At 56.4% G+C, this 21,526-nt stretch carries 16 protein-coding genes and 3 tRNA genes; 6 read left to right on the top strand and 13 right to left on the bottom strand.

Translation table 11 applies throughout. From position 1 onward, the window contains the following. From hflK to nnr, 8 genes are all read right to left on the bottom strand, one after another. Complete coding sequence (gene hflK, locus E2F51_RS09545) at nucleotides 1-1,251, bottom strand: FtsH protease activity modulator HflK (RefSeq protein WP_134823311.1); 1,251 nt, start codon at nucleotides 1,249-1,251, stop codon at nucleotides 1-3. 70 nt (nucleotides 1,252-1,321) lie between these two features. Further along, a complete protein-coding gene (hflX, locus tag E2F51_RS09540) occupies nucleotides 1,322-2,602 on the bottom strand; it encodes a ribosome rescue GTPase HflX (RefSeq protein ID WP_013200490.1) in 1,281 nt (426 codons plus the stop codon). Nucleotides 2,603-2,811: 209 nt separating this feature from the next. After that, entirely contained in the window at nucleotides 2,812-3,120 is a 309-nt protein-coding gene (gene hfq / locus E2F51_RS09535; protein ID WP_013200489.1) for an RNA chaperone Hfq, read from the bottom strand. Nucleotides 3,121-3,222: 102 nt separating this feature from the next. Then, a complete protein-coding gene (gene miaA, locus E2F51_RS09530) occupies nucleotides 3,223-4,173 on the bottom strand; it encodes a tRNA (adenosine(37)-N6)-dimethylallyltransferase MiaA (RefSeq protein WP_013200488.1) in 951 nt (316 codons plus the stop codon). Next, entirely contained in the window at nucleotides 4,166-6,073 is a 1,908-nt protein-coding gene (mutL, locus tag E2F51_RS09525; RefSeq protein ID WP_134823310.1) for a DNA mismatch repair endonuclease MutL, read from the bottom strand. The genes miaA and mutL overlap by 8 nt, the downstream gene beginning before the upstream one ends. A gap of 17 nt (nucleotides 6,074-6,090) precedes the next feature. After that, complete coding sequence (amiB, locus tag E2F51_RS09520) at nucleotides 6,091-7,746, bottom strand: N-acetylmuramoyl-L-alanine amidase AmiB (protein ID WP_134823309.1); 1,656 nt, start codon at nucleotides 7,744-7,746, stop codon at nucleotides 6,091-6,093. Between the two features lie 8 nt (nucleotides 7,747-7,754). Further along, the gene (gene tsaE / locus E2F51_RS09515; RefSeq protein ID WP_013200485.1) at nucleotides 7,755-8,231 is read right to left on the bottom strand and encodes a tRNA (adenosine(37)-N6)-threonylcarbamoyltransferase complex ATPase subunit type 1 TsaE; all 477 of its coding nucleotides are present in this window, start codon (nucleotides 8,229-8,231) and stop codon (nucleotides 7,755-7,757) included. After that, nucleotides 8,228-9,751: a bifunctional ADP-dependent NAD(P)H-hydrate dehydratase/NAD(P)H-hydrate epimerase gene (gene nnr, locus E2F51_RS09510; RefSeq protein WP_134823308.1), complete on the bottom strand. Its 1,524-nt coding sequence runs from the start codon at nucleotides 9,749-9,751 to the stop codon at nucleotides 8,228-8,230. The genes tsaE and nnr overlap by 4 nt, the downstream gene beginning before the upstream one ends. Between nnr and queG the strand changes: the two genes are divergently transcribed. Beyond that, on the top strand, nucleotides 9,750-10,886 hold the full coding sequence (gene queG / locus E2F51_RS09505; RefSeq protein ID WP_013200483.1) for a tRNA epoxyqueuosine(34) reductase QueG: 1,137 nt from the start codon (nucleotides 9,750-9,752) through the stop codon (nucleotides 10,884-10,886). The two genes, nnr and queG, sit on opposite strands and share 2 nt — an antisense overlap. A gap of 317 nt (nucleotides 10,887-11,203) precedes the next feature. Here queG and E2F51_RS09500 read toward each other — a convergent pair. The 4 genes from E2F51_RS09500 to orn form a co-directional block, all read right to left on the bottom strand. Continuing rightward, nucleotides 11,204-11,279, bottom strand: a tRNA-Gly gene (locus E2F51_RS09500). 32 nt (nucleotides 11,280-11,311) lie between these two features. Next, a tRNA-Gly gene (locus E2F51_RS09495) sits at nucleotides 11,312-11,387 on the bottom strand. Nucleotides 11,388-11,420: 33 nt separating this feature from the next. Further along, nucleotides 11,421-11,496: transfer RNA gene (locus E2F51_RS09490), tRNA-Gly, on the bottom strand. Between the two features lie 160 nt (nucleotides 11,497-11,656). Continuing rightward, the gene (gene orn / locus E2F51_RS09485; RefSeq protein WP_013200482.1) at nucleotides 11,657-12,202 is read right to left on the bottom strand and encodes an oligoribonuclease; all 546 of its coding nucleotides are present in this window, start codon (nucleotides 12,200-12,202) and stop codon (nucleotides 11,657-11,659) included. A gap of 96 nt (nucleotides 12,203-12,298) precedes the next feature. Here orn and rsgA point away from each other — a divergent pair, with 96 nt between their 5' ends. The 3 genes from rsgA (at nucleotide 12,299) to mscM (ending at nucleotide 17,708) form a co-directional block, all read left to right on the top strand. After that, the gene (rsgA, locus tag E2F51_RS09480) at nucleotides 12,299-13,357 is read left to right on the top strand and encodes a small ribosomal subunit biogenesis GTPase RsgA (RefSeq protein WP_134823307.1); all 1,059 of its coding nucleotides are present in this window, start codon (nucleotides 12,299-12,301) and stop codon (nucleotides 13,355-13,357) included. Nucleotides 13,358-13,463: 106 nt separating this feature from the next. Further along, complete coding sequence (gene asd, locus E2F51_RS09475; RefSeq protein WP_013200480.1) at nucleotides 13,464-14,363, top strand: archaetidylserine decarboxylase; 900 nt, start codon at nucleotides 13,464-13,466, stop codon at nucleotides 14,361-14,363. Nucleotides 14,364-14,372: 9 nt separating this feature from the next. After that, nucleotides 14,373-17,708 carry a miniconductance mechanosensitive channel MscM gene (mscM, locus tag E2F51_RS09470; RefSeq protein WP_134823306.1) on the top strand — a complete coding sequence of 1,112 codons (3,336 nt, stop codon included), beginning with the start codon at nucleotides 14,373-14,375 and terminating at the stop codon, nucleotides 17,706-17,708. A 38-nt stretch (nucleotides 17,709-17,746) separates the two neighbouring features. Here the strand turns inward: mscM and epmA are convergent, their stop codons facing one another. Continuing rightward, nucleotides 17,747-18,724, bottom strand: coding sequence for an elongation factor P--(R)-beta-lysine ligase (gene epmA / locus E2F51_RS09465; protein ID WP_106382199.1), 978 nt, complete (start codon nucleotides 18,722-18,724; stop codon nucleotides 17,747-17,749). Between the two features lie 284 nt (nucleotides 18,725-19,008). On the opposite strand from epmA, the gene frdA reads away from it, so the two are divergent. Both frdA and E2F51_RS09455 read left to right on the top strand, forming a co-directional pair. Beyond that, entirely contained in the window at nucleotides 19,009-20,790 is a 1,782-nt protein-coding gene (gene frdA / locus E2F51_RS09460; RefSeq protein WP_134823305.1) for a fumarate reductase (quinol) flavoprotein subunit, read from the top strand. After that, nucleotides 20,783-21,517 carry a succinate dehydrogenase/fumarate reductase iron-sulfur subunit gene (locus tag E2F51_RS09455; RefSeq protein WP_134823304.1) on the top strand — a complete coding sequence of 245 codons (735 nt, stop codon included), beginning with the start codon at nucleotides 20,783-20,785 and terminating at the stop codon, nucleotides 21,515-21,517. Before frdA ends, E2F51_RS09455 begins: the two co-directional genes overlap by 8 nt. The last annotated feature ends 9 nt before the right edge of the window (nucleotides 21,518-21,526 follow it).

The following is a 21,526-nucleotide window of genomic DNA, read 5'->3' as shown; positions in this document are numbered from 1 at the left end:
TTACTCTCTCCCTTCGCGCTGGGTATCGTTGCGCTGAGCATTCGCCCGGCGCTGATCCATGATGGTGTCCGGATTATACGTCGAACCGTTACTGGCGCGGTCATTGCTGCCGCTGGCCGGTGGCAGGCGCAACAGGCTGTTGCTGCTGCTGTCCTGGGTTGCGTTCGACGATGCTCCGCCCTGTCCGCGCATAATCTGATCCAACGGCAACACCATCAGGTTGTTACCCTTGTCATTCACCAACACCTTACGGGTATGGCTCAGCACGCGTTCCATGGTTTCAATGTACAGACGCTCGCGGGTGATCTCTGGAGCCGCTTTGTATTCAGGCAGAAGTTTCGCAAAGCGTTCCACTTCACCCTGTGCTTCCAGTACGGTACGGGTTTTGTAAGCACGCGCTTCTTCCAGAATACGCTGTGCCTGACCGTTGGCGCGTGGCTGCACTTCATTCGCATAGGCTTCCGCTTCACGAACGTACTGCTCACGGTTTTCACGTGCCGCGATGGCATCATCAAATGAGGCCTTCACTTCTTCCGGCGGACGCGCAGCCTGGAAGTTCACGTCCAGCAGGGTAATACCCATATCGTATGGACGAATGGTCTCTTCAAGCTCACGCTGCGTATCGCTACGCACCACGGTACGCCCTTCAGTCAGAATACGGTCCATGGTTGAGCGGCCGATAACGCCACGCAAAGCACTGTCCGTTGCCTGACGCAGGCTGTCATCCGCACTGGTGACCGCAAACAGGTAACGTTCCGGGTTAGTGACCCGATACTGCACGTTCATTTCGACGCGCACGACGTTTTCGTCAGAGGTCAGCATGGTGCCGGAGGCTGCCAGCTCACGGACGGCTTCAACGTTCACCGCACGAACCTGATCGATAAAGGTCGGTTTCCAGTTCAGGCCTGGCTCAACCAGATGACTGAATTTGCCGAAGCGTGTCACCACACCGCGTTCCGCTTCTTTGATGGTGTAGAAGCCGCTACCGGCCCAAATCACTACCGCCGCAACCACGACAATACCGACCAGACGACCACCGCGACCCGGCGTACGCTGCCCGCCGCTGTTATCGTTTTTGTTACCACCGCCAAATCCGCCAAGCTTTTTGCTCAGCTTGCGAAAAATATCATCTAAATCAGGAGGCCCCTTATCGCGCCCTCCTTTGTTTCCCCCAGAGTTGCCGCCTTGATTATTGCTGCTTCCCCACGGGTCGCGGTCCTGTCCGTTATTCCCGGGCTGATTCCACGCCATGTTTATACTCCATATAATTGTGTGTGCGGTGGTATCCCAAGGCCGGGATACGCGTGTCAGGCAAAATCAGTCAAACAATGTAATCCACCAGCGCCGGCTCCTGTTTGCACAGACGGCGCCAGTCAACGATCGGCATACGTACCTGTAAACCTACGCTACCATCGTCTTCGTTCCACTCTTTTTCTATCGCCTGAAGCTGATAAAAACGGCTACGTAACCGCCCGGCTTCAGGCGGCAGACGCAAGTCATACTGCGCAATTTCACCGGCCAGCCGCTCGGTCAGCGCCTGGAATAGCAGTGGGATCCCTTCCCCTGTCTGGGCAGAAACCCACACCCGCACCGGCTTATTCTCTTCATCACGATCGATACGCGGAACGAAACCGTCGAGCATATCGATCTTGTTCATGACCTGAAGCGTGGGAATTTCGTCTGACTCAATTTCTTCCAGCACCACTTCAACGGCTTTAATATTTTCATCGACGCGTAAATCTGCGGCATCAATAACATGCACCAGCAACGTTGCTTCACGCGTTTCTTGTAATGTGGCCTTAAATGCGGCGACTAAATCGTGCGGCAAATGACGAATAAAGCCGACGGTATCCGCCAGCACCACTTCACCCACATCGGCAACATCGATACGACGTAATGTCGGATCGAGCGTGGCGAACAGCTGGTCAGCAACATAAACCTCAGCCGCCGTCACGCGGTTAAATAAGGTGGATTTACCGGCGTTGGTATATCCCACTAACGACAGGGTCGGTACATCGGCTTTATTTCGCGCCTGACGACCTTGCTCACGTTGTTTAGCTACCCGCTCGAGACGCGAGAGGATCAGCGTAATACGGTTACGCAGTAAACGACGGTCCGTTTCCAGCTGCGTTTCACCCGGGCCGCGCAGACCTATCCCGCCTTTCTGGCGCTCAAGGTGCGTCCAGCCACGAACGAGGCGCGTGGCAAGATGGCGAAGCTGTGCCAACTCCACCTGCAATTTACCTTCATGGGTACGGGCGCGCTGGGCAAAAATATCAAGGATAAGGCCGGTTCGGTCGATGACGCGGCATTCACAAAGGGCTTCCAGGTTTCGTTCCTGGGCCGGGCTGAGGGCGTGATCAAATAACACCACCGTCGCACCGCTGGCTTTCACCGCCTCTGCAATTTCAACTGCCTTACCTTCACCGACGAAATATTTTGGATGGGGAGATTTTCGGCTGCCGGTGACAACACTCAGCGCTTCAACACCCGCAGAAGAGACCAGGGTTTCGAATTCCTGCAAATCTTCCGTATTCCGCTCTTGGGAAAAATAGATATGTACCAGAACGGCCTGCTCACCGGCTTCATAACGGTCAAACAAACTTAAAACCTCTCAGAGCCTTATTAAACCTGCAACACGTTTGGCCATACTGCGTGAATATCAGATTCTCAATGCGCACCGGGATCAACAGATCCTCAGGTGGCGAGTTTGCGCAATCGACTCTCGCCATTCGGCGAAGAGTGGGTCGGGCGAATTGCCAGGACGGGGAACCCGAGTGAACAGGTAACCCCGTCTTGGAAGAGCAGTGATTACTCTGTGTCGTCACTCTCTTGCTGAGGCTGAGTAGACGCCCCCTGGTTACTGCCATGATGATAGTTGCTGCTTCCGCCACCCGCATTGTTGCTGTGGTGGGAGACCGGACGGGACGGAACAACAGTCGAGATAGCGTGCTTGTACACCATCTGGCTAACTGTGTTTTTCAATAGAATTACAAATTGATCAAACGACTCGATCTGACCCTGCAGTTTGATACCATTCACCAAATAAATCGAAACCGGAACACGTTCACGACGCAGCGCGTTCAAGAACGGATCTTGCAATGATTGCCCCTTAGCCATTCTATCTTTTCCTTATATGCTTGTTGTTTACTACTTAAGAGCATGAACGCTCTGAAATACTGCGTAAAAATTTGCGCAAGATACTGCACTAATTGTACACAATCACCCAGGCTTCGCACTAAGAACCTGTAACAGGGTATCGCGCGCGGCGTCAGGTTGTTCGCTATCCAGCCAGTGAACATCCTTCCAACCGCGTAACCACGTTATTTGCCGCTTAGCCAGCTGCCGGGTTGCGCAAATTCCCCGATAAACCATGTCATCGTAATCGATCTCACCCGCCAGATATGACCACATCTGGCGGTAACCGACACAACGAATGGAAGGCAAGTCCGTATGCAAATCTTCTCGTGCGTATAACGCCCGAGCCTCCGCTTCAAACCCTGAGGCTAACATCTGTTGAAAGCGCAGTTCTATCCGTTGATGGATCACTTCGCGGTGCTGAGGTGCAATCGCGAACTGGGTCACATCGTATGGCAGCGCTTCGCCAGAAGTTTTAGTCAGTTCCGTTAAAGTTTTACCCGAAATAAAAAAAACTTCCAGTGCTCGCGAGAGTCTCTGGGGATCATTCGGATGAATACGATTTCCTGCAACGGGATCTATCTCACATAATTGACGGTGAAGGGCATCCCAACCCTGTTCACTCGCCTGTTGCTCAATACGCTGACGCACTTCCGGATCCGCCGGGGGCAACGGCGACAATCCTTCCAGCAAAGCCTTGTAATAGAGCATGGTGCCACCAACAAGCAACGGGATACGACCGCTTTCGGTTATCTCCGCCATTTCAGCCAGCGCATCCCGACGGAACTCTGCAGCAGAATACGCTTCAGAGGGGTCGCGAATGTCCAGTAAACGATGGGGCGCCAATGCCAGCTCATCTGCGGAAGGTTTGGCTGTGCCAATATCCATACCGCGATATATGAGGGCGGAATCTACGCTAATCAACTCAACCGGCAGTTCCTGACGTAATGCAATCGCCAGTGCTGTCTTACCGGAAGCCGTTGGCCCCATCAAAAAAATTGCCTTAGGCCGGCCAGCCTTGGATGTCTCACTCATGCTTCAGGGCGTTCATCGCCTGTTCAATATCGATGTGCTGTAAAAATCCAGAAGGTGGCGATTTCAGTAACTGCGGGCAAAGCCGTTCGACTTCAGCCAGCAACGTAATCGCCTGCGAGTGATTCCAGTGCGGATGTTCAACTACCGAATGACGCGCTAACCATTGCGCCACCTGCGTTGCGGACACATCCTGCTGCCGGGCGAGATAGCCTAACAGTTCTGGAATCAAGTTTTGTAAATTTTGTTGGCGTAATGGTAAAGGTACCGCGCGCAACGTCACATGGTGTGAATCCGCCTGCAGCTCAATTCCCATCTGGATCAATAAGCTGGCGTGATGCGTAATCGCTTCCCGCTCTGGCTTGTCCATCTTTACCCTAACCGGGATCAACAACGGCTGAGGTTTCAGCCCTTCTTCCCCAGGTTCAAGCTGCGCCTGCTTCAGCCAATGCGCCGCTACCGGCAAATTAATCAATGCCAGCCGCTCCTGCGCTTCAACCAAGGCAAAATTGTCCCGTATCACGCTCAGTACCCGGCCAAAGCTCTGGCTGTGCCCGCTGAGCGGCAGCTCAGTGCTGCGTTCACCCTGTTTTGAAGGTTCCCTGGCGACAGGGACCTCCGGGGTGCGCATCAGCTGCTGATAGGCCTTGCCTTCCTGCGGCTGATAGATCGGTTCCTGTCGCTGCCAGTGGCTTGAACCTGCACCGACTCCCCCACCGGCGGGTGAACGCTCTCCCCCGCCTGAGGTCGAAACCGCGGGCGAATGGCCTGCCGTGTGTGACTTCCCGGACGGGATTTTAGACGGTGCGGGCGTGGAAAAATGGTTGCCACCCGCAGCCTGGCGGTTCTCTGTCTGCCAGCGTTCGGCGGGCGCCGCCGGTTCCACATCGGGCAGGGTTTCGGCACCGGCCTCCTGCAAAACGCTGACCACACCCTGATAGATAAAATCGTGTACCAAGCGCGACTGATGAAAGCGCACTTCATGCTTGGCGGGATGGACATTGACGTCGACCTGATGGGGATCGATTTCCAGGTACAAGACGTAGGCCGGCTGATGGCTGTCTCCCAGCTTGTCCTGATAGGCCTGGCGAATGGCATGATTAATCAGCCGGTCGCGCATCATGCGGCCATTGACGTAGCAGTATTGCAGGTCGGTAATCGCTCTGGAGCCCACCGGATCGGCAACCCAGCCCTTCAGGCTCAGATCGCCGTGCTGCCACTCAATCGCCAGCGCATGGCTTAAGAACGCGGTGCCGCAAATTGCGCCAAGCCGACGTTCACGCTGGCTGTGATCCGCCACGCCACGATACTGCCGCATCAGTTTGCCGTTATGGGTCAGCGAAAAAGCCACGTCAAAACGCGCCAGCGCGATACGGCGGATGATTTCGTCTATATGGGTGAATTCGGTTTTCTCGGTGCGCATAAATTTGCGGCGTGCCGGGGTGTTGTAAAACAGATCCAGCACTTCCAGCGTGGTGCCTACCGGATGGGCCGCCGGTTTTAGCGTTACCGCCATATCCCGCCCTTCGGCATAGGCCTGCCAGGCTTCCGCCTGTGCTTCCGTACGCGATGTTAACGTCAGTCGCGATACCGAGCTGATACTGGCCAGCGCTTCGCCACGGAAGCCCAGGCTGACGATCGCTTCAAGGTCATCCAGCGTGGTGATTTTGCTGGTCGCATGACGGGCAAGCGCCATCGACAGTTCGTCTTTCCCAATGCCGCTGCCGTTATCGCGGATGCGGATCAGTTTGGCGCCGCCTTTATCAATTTCGATATCGATCCGGGTGGCGCCCGCGTCCAGGCTATTCTCGACCAGTTCTTTGACAACCGACGCTGGCCGCTCCACCACTTCACCAGCAGCTATCTGGTTAGCGAGCTGAGGAGGCAACACCTGAATCGGCATATCAATTCCTTATCTGGTTACGAAGTCGGGATAGTTAAGGTCTGGCCCAGCATCACGTTTTGCGATTTCATCTTATTGGCCTGCTGAATGGCCTTTGGACTGACGCCGTAATGGGCGGCAATCGCGGTAAGAGAATCGCCGCGAACCACTTTGTGGCGCACCGGCGTTTTGGCTTTAGTCACGGCGGCGGGCTGGCTGCCCGCCGGCACCTTCAGTCGTTGTCCAACCCAGACCACATCTTTCTTCAGGGTGTTCATTGACCGCAGGGTTGCCATGCTGATGCCATAACGGGCGGCAATACCGGATGCTGTCTCGCCCCGTTTTACCACATGACGCTGGATCGCCCCAGTGTATTGGGTGGTGTCTGGTGCCGGGTTGGGTTCAACATTAACCGTCGCTGCGGACTGCAAGGGACGGTTTTCCTCCTTTGGGATGGATTGCAGCGGATGCGCCAGGAAGTAGTTGCGAAGTCCTTTATAAATCGACTCGGCAATCTTCTGCTGGTATGCGCTACTGCCAAGCAGTCGCTCCTCCGAAGGATTACTGATGAAGCCGGTTTCCACCAGCAGGGAAGGAATATCCGGCGAGCGCAGAACGCCCAGGCTGGCATGTTCCGGCCGACGTTTGTGCAGCGAACCCACACGCTGAAGCTGCGCAATCACTTTTACTGCCACATCATAACCCACGCGTTGCGAGTGACCGAATTGCAAGTCTAGCACCGCCTGGCTGAGGTAAGGATCGGCCTGACTGTTGGCCAGCAGATCCCCTGCGCCGCCCAGCAGCTCGGACTGTTTCTCGTGCTGCTCCAGCCAGCCCGCCATTTCACTGTTAGCGCGGCGGTTTGACAGGACCCAAACGGAAGCGCCAGACGCACTGCGGTTAGGTGCCGCATCGGCGTGGATGGAAACCAGCACGTTGGCGTTTTGCTTACGCGCTACATCGGACCGGCCCATCACGGAGATAAAGTAATCCCCGTCGCGGGTCATCACCCCTTTGAACATCGGATCGGCATTCAGCAGCGCCTTCAGCTTACGGGCGATGGCGATGGTCACGTTCTTCTCTTTCAGACCGCCCGCGCCAATCGCGCCGGGATCCTGTCCGCCGTGACCGGCATCAATCGCCACAATCACCGCTTCGTTGGCCGACACCGGCGTTCTGCCCGGTCTGACAACGTCATTGCCGCTGCTGACAGCGGTCACCGCATTGCCTTTAAAAGGATTCTCAACGGGCGTTGATGGCGCGCTGCTGGAGGCAGAGCTTACCTCAGCCGGACGGCGGGAAGCCGTGGCGGCCGGACGGGTGCCGGCGATAGTGAAGACCACATTGTAATTGTTACCTTCGCGCTGGGTGACCGCCCGCGTTTTGCTCGCCTGGGTCAACTCAAACACCAGACGAATGCTTTGCTTGTCTTTCGGCGTGCTGGAGCGAATGCGCTTAACGATATTTTCACCGCTAAACGTTAACGGCAGGCCTTTGATAACGCCGCTCTGGCGAATATCCAGCACCACGCGATCGGGATTGTGCAACGGGAAAAAGCCATACACCGGCTGGCCGTTAAAGCTGAGGGTGACGGTAGCTTTATCATCACCATTGGAGACTTTAATGTCGGATAAATTGGCTGCAAGCGAACTAAACGTCGTCAGTAAAAGTGCCAGTACCAAACCAAACTTCATGCGCAACCTCATGAACAACCCTTTTCCATAGCGACCTGCTGAATCATCATTTCTCCCGCCGCTGAGCAGGCTTTCAACTCCGCCTGACGCGCCGTTCCCTGATAGCTCAGGTGCAGTTCAATGTCCGGAACGGGCAGGAAGCCCGCGCCTTGTTGTGGCCACTCAACCAGGCACACGCTGTCACCGCCAAAATAGTCGCGGATCCCCATGAATTCGAGTTCCTCGGGGTCGGCAAGGCGGTAAAGATCGAAATGATAGACCTGGCGATCGGGCAGACTGTAAGGTTCTACCAGAGTATAGGTCGGGCTTTTAACGTTCCCCTGATGCCCCAACGCCTGCAGGAAACCGCGGCTGAAGGTGGTTTTTCCCGCGCCGAGATCGCCAAACAGGTAGATCATGGCCGCGCCATGACAGGCGCGTGCCAGGCTGGCACCTAAAGTGAGGGTTGCTGCCTCGTCGGACAGTGCAATTACACAGGTCTTCATTCTTTTTTATTCAGGATCTCTGGATTAACAAACAGATAAAGTTCGGAAAATAGATCGGTAGCCAGCATGCCGCGCGTACCGACGCGCGCTGAAACGGCTTCAGCCGCTGCGCCATGCGCGACGCATCCTGCACAGGCGGCATCATACAGTGAGAGCTTTTGCCCTAACAGACTGCCGATGATCCCTGAAAGCACATCGCCCATCCCGCCCGACGCCATGCCTGCGTTGCCGACATCGGCAAACGCCATTTCGCCTGCCTCGCTGGCGATAATTGTGCCGGCGCCTTTCAGCACCACCACGCCGCCGTAGCGTTTCACCAACTCTCTGGCTGAATGTAAGCGGTCACTCTCAATTTCGCTGGTCTTACAGTTCAGCAAACGCGCCGCTTCGCCAGGGTGAGGCGTAAGGATCCGATTTTGACGTTTATCGGGACTGATTGCCAGCAGGTTAAGCGCATCTGCGTCCCAAAGCATCGGTTTCTGAGAGTTTTCCACCTTTTGTAACGCTTTTTTACCCCATTCGCCCTGGCCGAGACCCGGACCGATGACAATCACATCCGCCCATTCCAGCGCCTGATCCACGGCCTTGTCGCTCAGCTCCTGCACCATCAGTTCGGGTCTGGCGGTCAGCAACGGCGTAATGTTGTCTTTGTGAGTAAGCACTCGCACTAACCCAGCACCGGCGCGCAGTGCGGCCTCCCCGGTCATACGAATCGCCCCGGCGGTGCCGTGATCGCCGCCAATAATCGCCAGCGAGCCATGATCGCCTTTGTGCGAGGTGGGTTTACGCGGTTTCAGCCAGCCAGAAAGTGAAGAAGCATCAAAGCGGGCCATCGGTGCCTGCTGTTGTGACAGCCAGGCATCCAGGCTCAGGGCATGAAAATGCAGCTGGCCGGTGTAATCGCGGGCTTTACCGGTCAGTAAGCCGGGTTTCAAGGCAATAAACGTCAGCGTGTGGCTGGCGGCGATAACGGCGCCTGGCGCTGTACCGTTAGCGGCCACTAACCCAGACGGGATATCGACCGCAAAAACCGGCGCCGCATGGCCGTTTGCCTGCTCAATCAGATCGGCATAAGGCGCGTTCGGGGCCCGGTTCAGGCCGGTGCCCAACAGGGCATCAACAATCAGCTCGACACCGTCAGGCCAGACATAAGACGGATCGTGGATCACCCCACCCGCCGCCAGCCAGGCATCACGCGCCTGATCGGCTTCTTCGGGCAACGGCTTGCTGCCTTCGCAGGCAATAACCGTCACCGTTAGCCCGGCCGACTGCGCCAGCCGCGCGACGATAAACCCATCGCCGCCGTTATTGCCGTGTCCGCAGAGTATCAGCCAGTGCTGCGCGTCAGGCCAGAGCGCGCGGAGTTGGGCAAATGCCGCTTCACCCGCGCGCTGCATCAGTTCAAACAGCGTGATGCCCGACGCATCCGCCGCTTCACGCTCCAGACGCGCCATCGCCTCTACAGGCCAGACAGAATAGGGTAAACTGGTGGGGTTACTTTGTTTATTCAGGTTTGTCATGTCGCTTCCTCTCGATCTCCATCAACTTGCCCTCGATATCAAACGCTGGGGGCAGGAACTCGGCTTCCAACAGGTCGGTATCTGCGATACCGATTTAAGCGCGGAAGAACCGCGCCTGCAGGCCTGGCTGGACAAGCAATACCATGGCGAGATGGAATGGATGGCACGTCATGGCATGATGCGCGCACGTCCCCATGAATTGTTGCCCGGCACGCTCAGGGTGATCAGCGTGCGGATGAACTATCTTCCAGCCAAAGCGGCTTTCGCCAGCACCTTAAAAAATCCCCAACTGGGTTATGTCAGTCGCTATGCCCTCGGGCGGGATTACCACAAAGTATTGCGCAATCGCCTGAAAAAGCTCGGAGACTTGATCCGTGCGCGCTGTGAAGAAGTGCAGTTTCGCCCGTTTGTCGACTCTGCGCCGATCCTCGAAAGACCCATTGCCGTCAAAGCGGGGCTGGGCTGGACGGGCAAGCATTCGCTGGTCCTCAACCGCGAGGCCGGTTCGTGGTTTTTCCTGGGCGAACTGCTGATTGATCTGCCGCTGCCCGTCGACCAACCGCAGGAAGAACAATGCGGCCGCTGCGTAGCCTGCATGACCATCTGCCCTACCGGGGCCATTGTCGAGCCCTACACGGTCGACGCCAGGCGCTGCATTTCTTATCTGACCATCGAGTTGGAGGGCGCGATCCCGGAAGAGTTCAGGCCGCTGATCGGTAACAGGATTTACGGTTGTGATGACTGTCAGCTGATTTGCCCGTGGAACCGCTATGGACAGCTGACTGACGAAGATGATTTTAGTCCCCGCGCGGTGCTGCATGCCCCGCCGCTCAACGAGCTATTTGCCTGGGATGAGGCCAAATTTTTACGGGTAACCGAGGGTTCCGCCATCCGCCGTATTGGTCATCTTCGCTGGTTGCGCAATGTGGCGGTGGCCCTCGGCAATGCGCCGTGGTCGGCCGACAATGTGGCGGCACTGGAAGCCCGTCAGGGAGAGAACGCGATGCTGGATGAACATATCAACTGGGCGCTGGCCCGCCAACTGGCGAATCGCAGCGAACATGCGGTCGAAATTCAGGGACAGCAGAAACGGCTGGTGAGAGCGGTAGAAAAAGGGTTACCACGCGATGCATAAGTGAACAATGCGCGATTATTTTCTGCCGTAGAAGGTTTTCCACACGCTGTGCATAAAAATAAAAAGTTGTTGTCATTCAAGAGTCACAGAAAGCACAAGCGATCCAGATAACAATTTGAAATATTATTATAAAGCGTAAAAACAGTAAGTTACACGAATTCTCAACAACCGTGCGCAAAGATGACCAACTGATGACAGATACGTCGCCTGTGGATAACTCTGTTAAAGAACTTTTTGTGATGAGCAAATGCAACGAAGCGCAGCTGGGTTATCGCTGTGGATAACATCATCTGGATATAATGAGAAGAATGAAGATTTGGAGCGGGAAACGAGACTCGAACTCGCGACCCCGACCTTGGCAAGGTCGTGCTCTACCAACTGAGCTATTCCCGCATAAGATACTTGGTATATGACTGCAAAACGTTTGGAGCGGGAAACGAGACTCGAACTCGCGACCCCGACCTTGGCAAGGTCGTGCTCTACCAACTGAGCTATTCCCGCTTAAGATACCTGGTACATCACTGCAAAAAACTTTGGAGCGGGAAACGAGACTCGAACTCGCGACCCCGACCTTGGCAAGGTCGTGCTCTACCAACTGAGCTATTCCCGCTCTGCGTAACGAGTAAAAAACTCTCTCGGTACGGGGTGCGCATTATACGAGAAAACAGACCTGCTGCAAGACTGAAAATACAAAAATTTTCTGCTTTCGGTCTGATTGCTGATTAAATCGGCAAAGTGGCAATTTAATCAGCAGCAACAGGTTGCAGGGTTTACAACTGGATAAAATGCTCGCGGTAATACGCCAGTTCCGCCACCGATTCACGGATATCATCCATTGCCTGATGCGTGCCCTGCTTCTTAAAGCCCGGCAGAATGCCTGGTTTCCAGCGGCGCGCCAGCTCTTTCAGCGTGCTGACGTCCAGGTAGCGATAGTGGAAGTAGGCTTCCAGTTCAGGCATGTACTTGAACAGGAATCGACGATCCTGGCCGATGCTGTTGCCACAAATTGGCGAACTGTTTTCCGGCACCCACTTTTTCAGAAACTCAATTGTCGCCTGTTCTGCCGCACGATCGTCATACTGACTGGCCTTCACGCGTTCGACCAGGCCGCTGTTGGTGTGCGTATTCACGTTCCACTCATCCATCAGTGCCAGCTGCGCATCGGACTGATGCACCGCGAAGACTGGCCCTTCCGCCAGAATATTCAGATCGGCGTCGGTCACCAGGGTCGCAATCTCAATAATGCGGTCCTGTTCCGGGTCCAGCCCGGTCATTTCTAAGTCAATCCAAATCAGGTTACTGGCATTTGCGGTCATAGGGATCCTCACCGTGGCTTATATCATCAAACATTAGGGTGTATCATAAACGTTTTGCCCTGTCAGGGCGAAGCCTGCCAAGCCGTGTGAGGAAGAGTGAGTAAAAACAAACTGTCCAAAGGTCAGCAACGTCGCGTCAGCGCTAACCACGACCGCCGTCTTAAACGCGCGGATAAACCCGAGCCCGATGACAGCCTGTTTGGCGACGCGCGGGACGGTGTGGTCATTAGCCGTTTTGGTATGCACGCCGATGTGGAAGATGCGGATGGTTCAGTGCACCGCTGTAACATCCGTCGCACCATTCGCTCGCTGGTCACCGGTGACCGCGTGCTGTGGCGTCCAGGTGTCGAAGGCAGTGCCACCGTTAAAGGGATTGTCGAGGCCGTTCATGAACGCACCTCGGTCCTGACTCGCCCCGATTTTTACGATGGCGTGAAGCCGATTGCGGCCAACCTCAACCAGATCGTGATTGTTTCTGCGATCCTGCCCGAATTATCACTGAATATTATCGACCGTTATTTGATCGCCAGCGAGACGCTGGATGTCGAGCCCTTACTGGTGCTGAACAAAACCGACCTGCTGGATGATGCTGGCCGCAAGTTTGTTGATAAGCAAATGGATATTTACCGCCGCATTGGTTATCGCGTGCTGATGGTCTCCAGCCATCAAAAGAACGGTCTGGAAGAGCTGCAGGCCGCACTGATTGGGCGTATCAGCATCTTTGCGGGCCAGTCGGGCGTCGGCAAGTCCAGCTTGCTGAACACCCTGCTGGGGCTGGAATTGGGTGCCAATGAGATCCTGACTAACGATGTCTCTGACGTCTCCGGTCTCGGCCAGCACACCACCACCGCTTCCCGTTTGTACCACTTCCCGCAAGGCGGCGATGTGATTGACTCCCCTGGCGTCAGGGAATTCGGTTTATGGCATCTTGAGCCGGAACAAATCACCCGTGGATTTGTCGAATTCCGTGAGTTTCTGGGCCACTGCAAATTCCGCGACTGTAAGCATGACAACGATCCGGGATGTGCGCTGCGTGAAGCAGTCGAAAACGGCAAGATCGATGCTGCCCGCTTTGAAAGCTACCACCGGATTCTGGACAGCATGGAGGATATGCAGTTGAAAACCGGGCGATCTTTCTCAGAAAACAGTAACTAATACTGGCCTGCCTGCATACCGCAGGCAGGCGCCATAGCCTAATCACCAGGGCGCTGCTACAATCCGCCCCGTTTCTCTATTTGTCTGATCAAGCCAGGAGGCTACTGTGTTGGATCGTTTTAAACTCGGCCTGAATAACATTTTGCCTAAAAAAGGCCTGACTGAACTGGCTGGCTGGGGCGCAGGTAAGCGCGCGGGCTGGCTCACTAAAGCGGTTATCGATGCGTTTGTCTGGTTCTATAAAGTCGATATGAAAGAGGCGCAGAAATCAGATACGGCGAGCTATCGCACCTTCAACGACTTCTTCGTGCGCCCATTGCGTGACGAAGCGCGTCCGATTGAGACCGATCCTAACCTGTTGGTACTGCCTGCCGATGGCGCGGTGAGCCAGTTAGGTCATATCGAAGGCGATCAGATTTTCCAGGCGAAAGGTCACACTTACTCACTGGAAGCGCTGCTGGCCGGAAATACCGCCATGGCCGACCTGTTCCGGGATGGTGAATTCATCACCACGTACCTGGCACCACGGGATTATCACCGCGTGCATATGCCGTGTAATGGCATCCTGCGCGAGATGATTTATGTGCCTGGCGATCTCTATTCCGTTAACCCGCTGACGGCACAGAACATCCCTAACCTGTTCGCCCGTAACGAGCGCGTGATCTGCCTGTTTGATACCGAATTTGGCGCGATGGCGCAGATTCTTGTCGGTGCCACTATCGTTGGCAGCATCGAAACCGTCTGGGCTGGCACGGTCACCCCACCGCGTGAAGGCGTGATCAAGCGCTGGAGCTGGCCGGGTGCCGACGCTGAAGGATCGGTGGTGCTGTTGAAGGGCCAGGAAATGGGCCGCTTTAAGCTGGGTTCAACGGTGATTAACCTGTTTGCGAAAGACAGAGTAAAACTGGCCGAAAGCCTGACGCCAGAGACCAAAACGCGCCTGGGTCAGACGCTCGCCATCGCACTGCAGAAAACCAGTGCGGAAGAAGTTTTACACCACCCATAGCAGACACCTATGTTACGCCTGATCCTCCCAATTTTGTTCGGCTGGATGCTCCTCCAGCCCGCCTGGGGCGCCAGCGCCCCGGATAATGCTCAAATCAAGCAGCAGCTTGAGGACGTTAAGTCGGACAAGACCACGCCGAATCAGGCGGAAACGATAGACGCGCTGCAGGCGACGCTGAACTGGCTTGATGAGATGCAAAAATCTCAGGCCAATTCAGATGCCTATCAGCAGGTTATCGATGGTTTTCCGAAACTTTCACGCGATCTGCGCCAGCAGATCGCCGCGCTGACGGATAACCCGAAAACCATCAGCAATACCATGACGGCCCCTGAACTCGACCAGGAGATCCTGCAGGTCAGCAGCCAGCTGATTGAAGAAGGGCGCCAGGCCCAGCAGGAACAGGATCGCGCCCGGGAGATCAGCGATTCACTGGCGCAACTTCCGCAACAACAAACCGAAGCCCGCCGGGCGCTAAACGACATTGAACGCCGTCTGCAAGGACAGCCTTCCGCCACCACGCCGTTAGCCCAGGCGCAGCTGGCTTCCCGTCAGGCGGAATCGGCAGCGCAGAAAGCCAAAGTCGATGAGCTTGAACTGGCTCAGCTGTCGGCCAACAATCGTCAGGAGCTGGCAAGAATGCGCGGTGAACTTCACCAGCGTAAAGCCGCACAGCTCGATACCTATCTGCAGGACTTACGTAACCAGCTCAACAGCCGTCGTCAGCGCGAAGCCGAAATCGCCCTTGAGCGCACCGAGCAACTGGCGGAGAACAGCGGCGATCTGCCGAAGAATCTCGATAAACAGTTCCGGGTTAACCGCGAACTGTCCAATGACCTCAATCAGCAGGCCCAGCGCATGGACCTGGTGGCCTCGCAGCAACGCACCGCCAATAACCAGACCATTCAGGTGCGTCAGGCGCTGAGCACCATCCGCGAGCAGTCGCAGTGGCTGGGCGTCTCTAACGTGCTGGGCGAGGCACTGCGCGCGCAGGTTGCACGCCTTCCTGATATGCCGAAACCGCAGCAGCTTGATAATGAGATGGGCGAACTGCGGGTGCAACGGCTGCGCTATGAAGACCTTCTCGAACGTCAGCAGCAGCTGTTGCAGATTAAACAGGATGACGGCACGCCGCTCACCGCGGAACAGAAACGCATTCTGGATGCGCAAATCAAAACCCAGCGCGAGCTGATCAGTTCGCTGCTGTCAGGCTGTGACAACCTGATCCTCGAAGTGACCAAGCTGAAGGTGGCAAATGGTCAGCTGGAAGATGCGCTGAATGAAGTGAAAGAGGCGACCCACCGCTACCTGTTCTGGACCGCGGATGTTAATGCCTTAAGCCTGAATTTCCCGATGGATCTGGCGCGGGATCTGAAAAGCCTGCTGTCGCTGGATACGCTCGGTCAGCTTGGCGGCGCGATGGTGATGATGTTTACCAGCCGCGAAACCGTTATCCCGATTATTGGAGCCGTGCTGCTGGTTGGCTTTAGCCTCAGCTCGCGCCGCCATTACCGTGATTTTATGACCCGCTCGGCCAGCAAGGTCGGCAAAGTCACGCAGGATCGTTTCGGCCTGACCATGCGGACGGTGTTCTGGTCGATTCTGGTGGCCGTGCCCTTGCCGGTGCTGGGGATGGCGCTGGGTTATGGCCTGCAACACGCCTGGCCGTACCCTATCGCGGTAGCGATTGGCGATGGCATAACGGCCACCGTGCCGCTGCTGTGGGTGTTTATGATCAGCGCGGCGTTTGCCCGTCCGCAGGGATTGTTCATTATCCACTTCCGTTGGCCTCAGGCCCGCGTGGCCCGCGCGATGCGCTTCTACTCGTTGTGCATCGGTCTGGTGGTTCCCCTGATTATGCTGCTGATAAGCTTCGATAATCTGGAAGACCGGCAGTTCTCCGCCACGCTGGGAAGGCTCTGTTTTATCCTGATTTGTGGCGCGATAAGCCTGGTGACCATCAGCCTGAAGCGTGCCGGGATCCCGCTGCATCTGGACAAAGAAGGCAGCGGTGACAACCTGATCAACAAGCTGCTGTGGAATCTGATGATCTGCATTCCATTGTTTGCTGCGCTGGCGTCATGCATTGGTTATCTGGCGACGTCGCAGGCGCTGCTGGCCAGGCTGGAAACCTCCGTCGCCATCTGGTTCCTGCTGCTGGTGATTTACCACATTATCCGCCGCTGGATGCTGATTCAGCGGCGCCGTATTGCCTTTGACCGTGCGCGAAATCGCCGTGCTGAGATCCTCGCCCAACGTGCGAAAGGCGAAGAGGAAGCGGTCGCACATCAGAGCAACTCCGATACGCTTGAAGTGGAAGAGCCGGTGATCGATCTGGATGCCATCAGCGCGCAGTCTCTGCGACTGGTACGTTCAATTCTGACGCTGGTTGCGCTGATTTCGGTGATTGTGCTGTGGTCCGAGATCCATTCGGCATTCGGCTTCCTCGAAAACATCCATCTGTGGGATGCCAGCACCACCGTGCAGGGCGTTGAAAGCCTGCAGCCGATCACGCTGGGATCGGTGCTGATTGCCATTCTGGTGCTGATTATCACCACCCAGCTGGTGCGCAATATGCCGGCGCTGCTGGAACTGGCGCTGTTGCAGCACCTGAGCCTGACGCCAGGCACCGGCTATGCAATCACCACGCTGACCAAATACGTGCTGATTTTTGTCGGCGGGCTGGCCGGGTTCTCAATGATTGGCGTCGACTGGTCGAAGTTGCAGTGGCTGGTCGCGGCATTGGGTGTCGGATTAGGGTTTGGCTTGCAGGAAATTTTCGCCAACTTTATCTCCGGTCTGATTATTTTGTTCGAGAAGCCGATCCGTATTGGCGATACCGTCACCATCCGCGATTTGACCGGCAGCATCACCAAAATCAACACCCGAGCCACCACCATTACCGACTGGGACCGCAAGGAGATTATCGTGCCGAATAAGGCCTTTATCACCGAGCAATTTATTAACTGGTCGCTGTCAGATTCGGTGACGCGCGTGGTGCTGACCATCCCGGCCTCTGCCGAAGCCAACAGTGAAGAAGTGACCGACGTGCTGCTCACCGCGGCAAAACGCTGTCAGTACGTGCTGGAAACCCCACCGCCGGAAGCCTATCTGGTCGATCTGCAGCAGGGGATCCAGCTGTTTGAGCTGCGTATTCACGCCGCAGAAATGGGTCACCGTATGCCGCTGCGCCATGAACTGCACCAGCTGATCCTGCGGGGATATCAGGAACACGGGCTGGAAATGCCGTTCCCACCTTTCCAGGTGCGCATGGAAACCATTGGACGCAAGACGCCCGCGCAGAATGGCGCACCGGCGGCAAGAGCCTATAAATCAGGCGGATTGTAAGGCAGCAGAGGCGGCAGACCGCCGCCTCTGGGAAGGGTTTAGCAGCGATCGACCGGGAAGGCGATCACCTCACTCAGGGAGTCGGCTTTCAGCGCCAGCATCACGATACGATCGACGCCTAACGCCACGCCGGAACAATCAGGCATGCCGTGCGCAAGCGCATCCAGCAGGTTGGTATCGATCGGCTGCTGAGGCAGACCGCGCGCCGCTCGCTTGCGGTTATCCTGGTCAAAGCGTTGCTTCTGCTCACGGCTGTCGGTCAGCTCGCGGAAACCATTCGCTAACTCAATCCCCTTGAAGTAGACCTCAAAGCGCTCCGCCACGCGGTGATCTTCGGTGCTGATCTCCGCCAGAGACGCCTGGCTGGCCGGGAAGTGATATACAAACGCCGGCTTATCTTTCCCGATTTGCGGCTCCACACCCATCATAAACAGCAGCTGCAATAAGGTGTCGCGGTCTTCTTCGCGGTTAGCCAAATCGCCCACGCCCAGTTTTTCCGCCACTTCACGCATCTGCGTTTTATCCGCCGACAGCGGATCCATTTCAAGATGGCGGATAAACGCCTGCTGATACGAGAGCGTTTCGGCCGGTGCGCATTCCAGCACCTGCTGTAACAGGTCATCGACCTCGTTCATCAGCCGGTACATATCGTAATGCGGGCGATACCACTCCAGCATGGTGAATTCAGGATTATGGTGACGTCCGGCTTCCTCATTACGGAAGCTGCGGCAGAGCTGGAAGATCGGTCCACTTCCCGCCGCCAGCAGGCGCTTCATATGGTACTCAGGGCTGGTCATCAGATAGAGGTCAAGCCCCTGCGCGGCACCCGGGCCGACAAAACGCGTCTGAAAAGGAACCAGATGAACATCGGTCACCGTGGCCTGGCTCATCGCCGGGGTTTCCACTTCCAATACCCCACGATCGGCAAAAAATCGCCGAATTTCCGCCATAATCGCCGCACGCTTCAGTAAATTGCTTATCGAAGCGCCAGGCAGCCAACTGGCCGTATCGCTCATTGTTTCTACTCCTCATCAGACAGGGTGAAGCAGTCTACCCGTACGGAGATAAACACACAAATTTGCCGCGGGAAATTCCTCTCTTTGCCGGATTTCACCGCCCATATGCCGATCTGAATGGCGAAAAACGTTGCTCAGATCCCGCTTTTTCTGTTTATTTCTCATACTAATACCCGAGCACATCAAGTTTAGCGCTGATGGCCAGTTTTATACTGTTCTCCCTGGAAAAAGTGAGGATTTCCCTCTCTTTTCCCCTCTTCTGACATTTTGACAGGGAGAACACCGTGCAAACCTGTACTGCCGATCTGGTCATCGTCGGCGCTGGCGGAGCTGGACTCCGCGCTGCCATTGCCGCCGCTGAAGCAAATCCCACCCTGACTATTGCGCTGGTCTCTAAAGTTTATCCGATGCGCAGCCACACCGTTGCCGCCGAAGGCGGTTCCGCCGCGGTGACGCAGTCCCACGACAGTTTCGATCTCCATTTCCAGGACACCGTTTCAGGCGGAGACTGGCTGTGCGAGCAGGATGTGGTCGACTATTTTGTTGAGCATTGCCCACGGGAAATGACCCAGCTGGAGTTGTGGGGCTGCCCGTGGAGCCGCCGCGACGATGGCACCATCAACGTGCGTCGCTTCGGCGGCATGAAGATTGAGCGCACCTGGTTTGCCGCAGATAAAACCGGCTTCCATATGCTGCACACGCTGTTTCAAACCTCGCTGAAATACCCGCAAATCCAGCGCTTTGACGAGCACTTCGTGTTGGATCTGCTGGTTGATGAAGGCGAAGCGCGCGGCGTGGTGGCGATGAATATGATGGAAGGGACGCTGGTCCATATACATGCCGGTGCGGTGGTGCTGGCAACCGGCGGCGCCGCCAGGGTTTATCGCTACAACACTAATGGCGGCATCGTGACCGGGGATGGCATGGGCATGGCGCTGCGCCATGGCGTGCCGCTGAGGGATATGGAGTTTGTGCAATACCATCCCACCGGCCTGCCCGGCTCGGGGATCCTGATGACCGAAGGCTGTCGGGGTGAAGGCGGCATCATGGTCAATAAGGACGGCTATCGCTACCTGCAGGACTACGGCATGGGGCCGGAAACGCCGCTGGGCCAGCCGAAGAATAAATATATGGAGCTTGGCCCACGCGACAAGGTTTCGCAGGCCTTTTGGCATGAGTGGCGGAAAGGCCGCACCATCGCCACGCCCCGCGGTGATGTGGTGCATCTGGATTTACGCCACCTGGGTCAGAAGAAGCTGCTTGAACGCCTGCCGTTTATCTGTGAGCTGAGTAAGGCCTATATCGGCGTCGATCCGGCTCAGGCGCCAATCCCGGTGCGGCCCACCGCGCACTACACCATGGGCGGGATTGAAACCAATGCGCAGTGTGAGACGCGCATCGCCGGTCTGTTCGCCGTCGGGGAATGCTCGTCGGTCGGCCTGCATGGTGCCAATCGCCTCGGGTCTAACTCGCTGGCTGAACTGGCGGTATTCGGCAGGCTTGCCGGAGAAAGTGCTGCAAGACATGCGGTACAGGTTCACAAAAAACCCGCCAGCACCTTGCAGGCCCAGGCTCGGGACTGTGAAAAACGCCTGCATGGGCTGGTCAATCAACAGGGCAAAGAGACCTGGTCTGAACTGCGCGATGAGATGGGGCTGGCGATGGAAGAAGGCTGCGGGATTTACCGCACGCCAGAGCTGATGCAGAAAACCATCGACAAACTGGCCGAGCTGCAAGAACGCTGCAAGCATCTGCACATCAGCGATACCTCCAGCGTCTTCAATACCCAACTGCTGTACAGCATCGAGCTGGCGCACGGCCTGAACGTCGCCGAATGTATGGCGCACGCTGCTATCCAGCGCAAAGAGTCTCGCGGTGCGCATCAGCGGCTGGATGAAGGCTGTACCACCCGCAATGACGCGCAGTATCTGAAACACTCCCTGAGTTTTTATCGCCCTGACGGCGCACCTGAAATCAGCTGGGATGACGTTAAGATTACCCGGCTGCCGCCGGCGAAACGCGTCTACGGTGCCGAGTCTGAAGGTAAGGAGGCCGTCCATGAGTGAACTCGCTCGCTGTAAAATCACCGTTCAGCGTTATAACCCGGAGTCCGACAGGGTCCCGCGTCATGAGATCTTCGACGTGCCCTGGGATGACCAGACCTCTCTGCTCGATGCGCTGGGGTTTATCAAAGATAACCTGGCGTTTGACCTGTCCTACCGCTGGTCCTGCCGCATGGCAATATGTGGCTCCTGCGGCATGATGGTCAATGGCATCCCGAAACTGGCCTGCAAAACCTTTCTGCGTCATTACCCCGACGGCCTGCTGGTCGAACCGCTGGCCCACTTCCCGGTTGAGCGGGATTTGGTTGTGGATATGAGCCGCTTTATCGAAAGCCTGGAGGCGGTAAAACCGTGGATCATCGGTAATGCACGGAATACCGATCGCGGCCCTCAGCGGCAAACGCCGGCTCAGATGGCCAAATATCATCAGTTCTCCGGCTGCATCAACTGCGGCCTGTGTTACGCCGCCTGCCCGCAGTTTGGCCTTAACCCGGAATTTATTGGGCCGGCGGCCATCACCCTGGCACATCGCTACAACCTGGACAGCCGCGATCAAGGCAAGGCGCAGCGAATGCCGACGCTCAACGGCGATAACGGCGTCTGGCCCTGCACCTTTGTCGGTTTCTGCTCGGAGGTCTGCCCGAAACATGTCGATCCTGCGGCGGCGATCCAGCAAAGCAAAGTGGCAAGCGCCCAGGATTACCTTATCACCACCCTCAGACCGCAGTAGGGAGCCCAG

Source organism: Erwinia sp. QL-Z3 (assembly GCF_004551645.1).
GTDB lineage: Bacteria > Pseudomonadota > Gammaproteobacteria > Enterobacterales > Enterobacteriaceae > Erwinia > Erwinia billingiae.
This window is presented reverse-complemented; position numbering and strand designations above follow the sequence as displayed.

Coding starts and splice junctions, on each gene's coding strand:
- hflK (WP_134823311.1), bottom strand. CDS start 1,251: ATGGCGTGGAATCAGCCCGGGAATAACGGACAGGACCGCGACCCGTGG.
- hfq (WP_013200489.1), bottom strand. CDS start 3,120: ATGGCTAAGGGGCAATCATTGCAAGATCCGTTCTTGAACGCGCTGCGT.
- miaA (WP_013200488.1), bottom strand. CDS start 4,173: ATGAGTGAGACATCCAAGGCTGGCCGGCCTAAGGCAATTTTTTTGATG.
- mutL (WP_134823310.1), bottom strand. CDS start 6,073: ATGCCGATTCAGGTGTTGCCTCCTCAGCTCGCTAACCAGATAGCTGCT.
- amiB (WP_134823309.1), bottom strand. CDS start 7,746: ATGAAGTTTGGTTTGGTACTGGCACTTTTACTGACGACGTTTAGTTCG.
- tsaE (WP_013200485.1), bottom strand. CDS start 8,231: ATGAAGACCTGTGTAATTGCACTGTCCGACGAGGCAGCAACCCTCACT.
- queG (WP_013200483.1), top strand. CDS start 9,750: ATGTCGCTTCCTCTCGATCTCCATCAACTTGCCCTCGATATCAAACGC.
- nnr (WP_134823308.1), bottom strand. CDS start 9,751: ATGACAAACCTGAATAAACAAAGTAACCCCACCAGTTTACCCTATTCT.
- orn (WP_013200482.1), bottom strand. CDS start 12,202: ATGACCGCAAATGCCAGTAACCTGATTTGGATTGACTTAGAAATGACC.
- mscM (WP_134823306.1), top strand. CDS start 14,373: ATGTTACGCCTGATCCTCCCAATTTTGTTCGGCTGGATGCTCCTCCAG.
- epmA (WP_106382199.1), bottom strand. CDS start 18,724: ATGAGCGATACGGCCAGTTGGCTGCCTGGCGCTTCGATAAGCAATTTA.
- E2F51_RS09455 (WP_134823304.1), top strand. CDS start 20,783: ATGAGTGAACTCGCTCGCTGTAAAATCACCGTTCAGCGTTATAACCCG.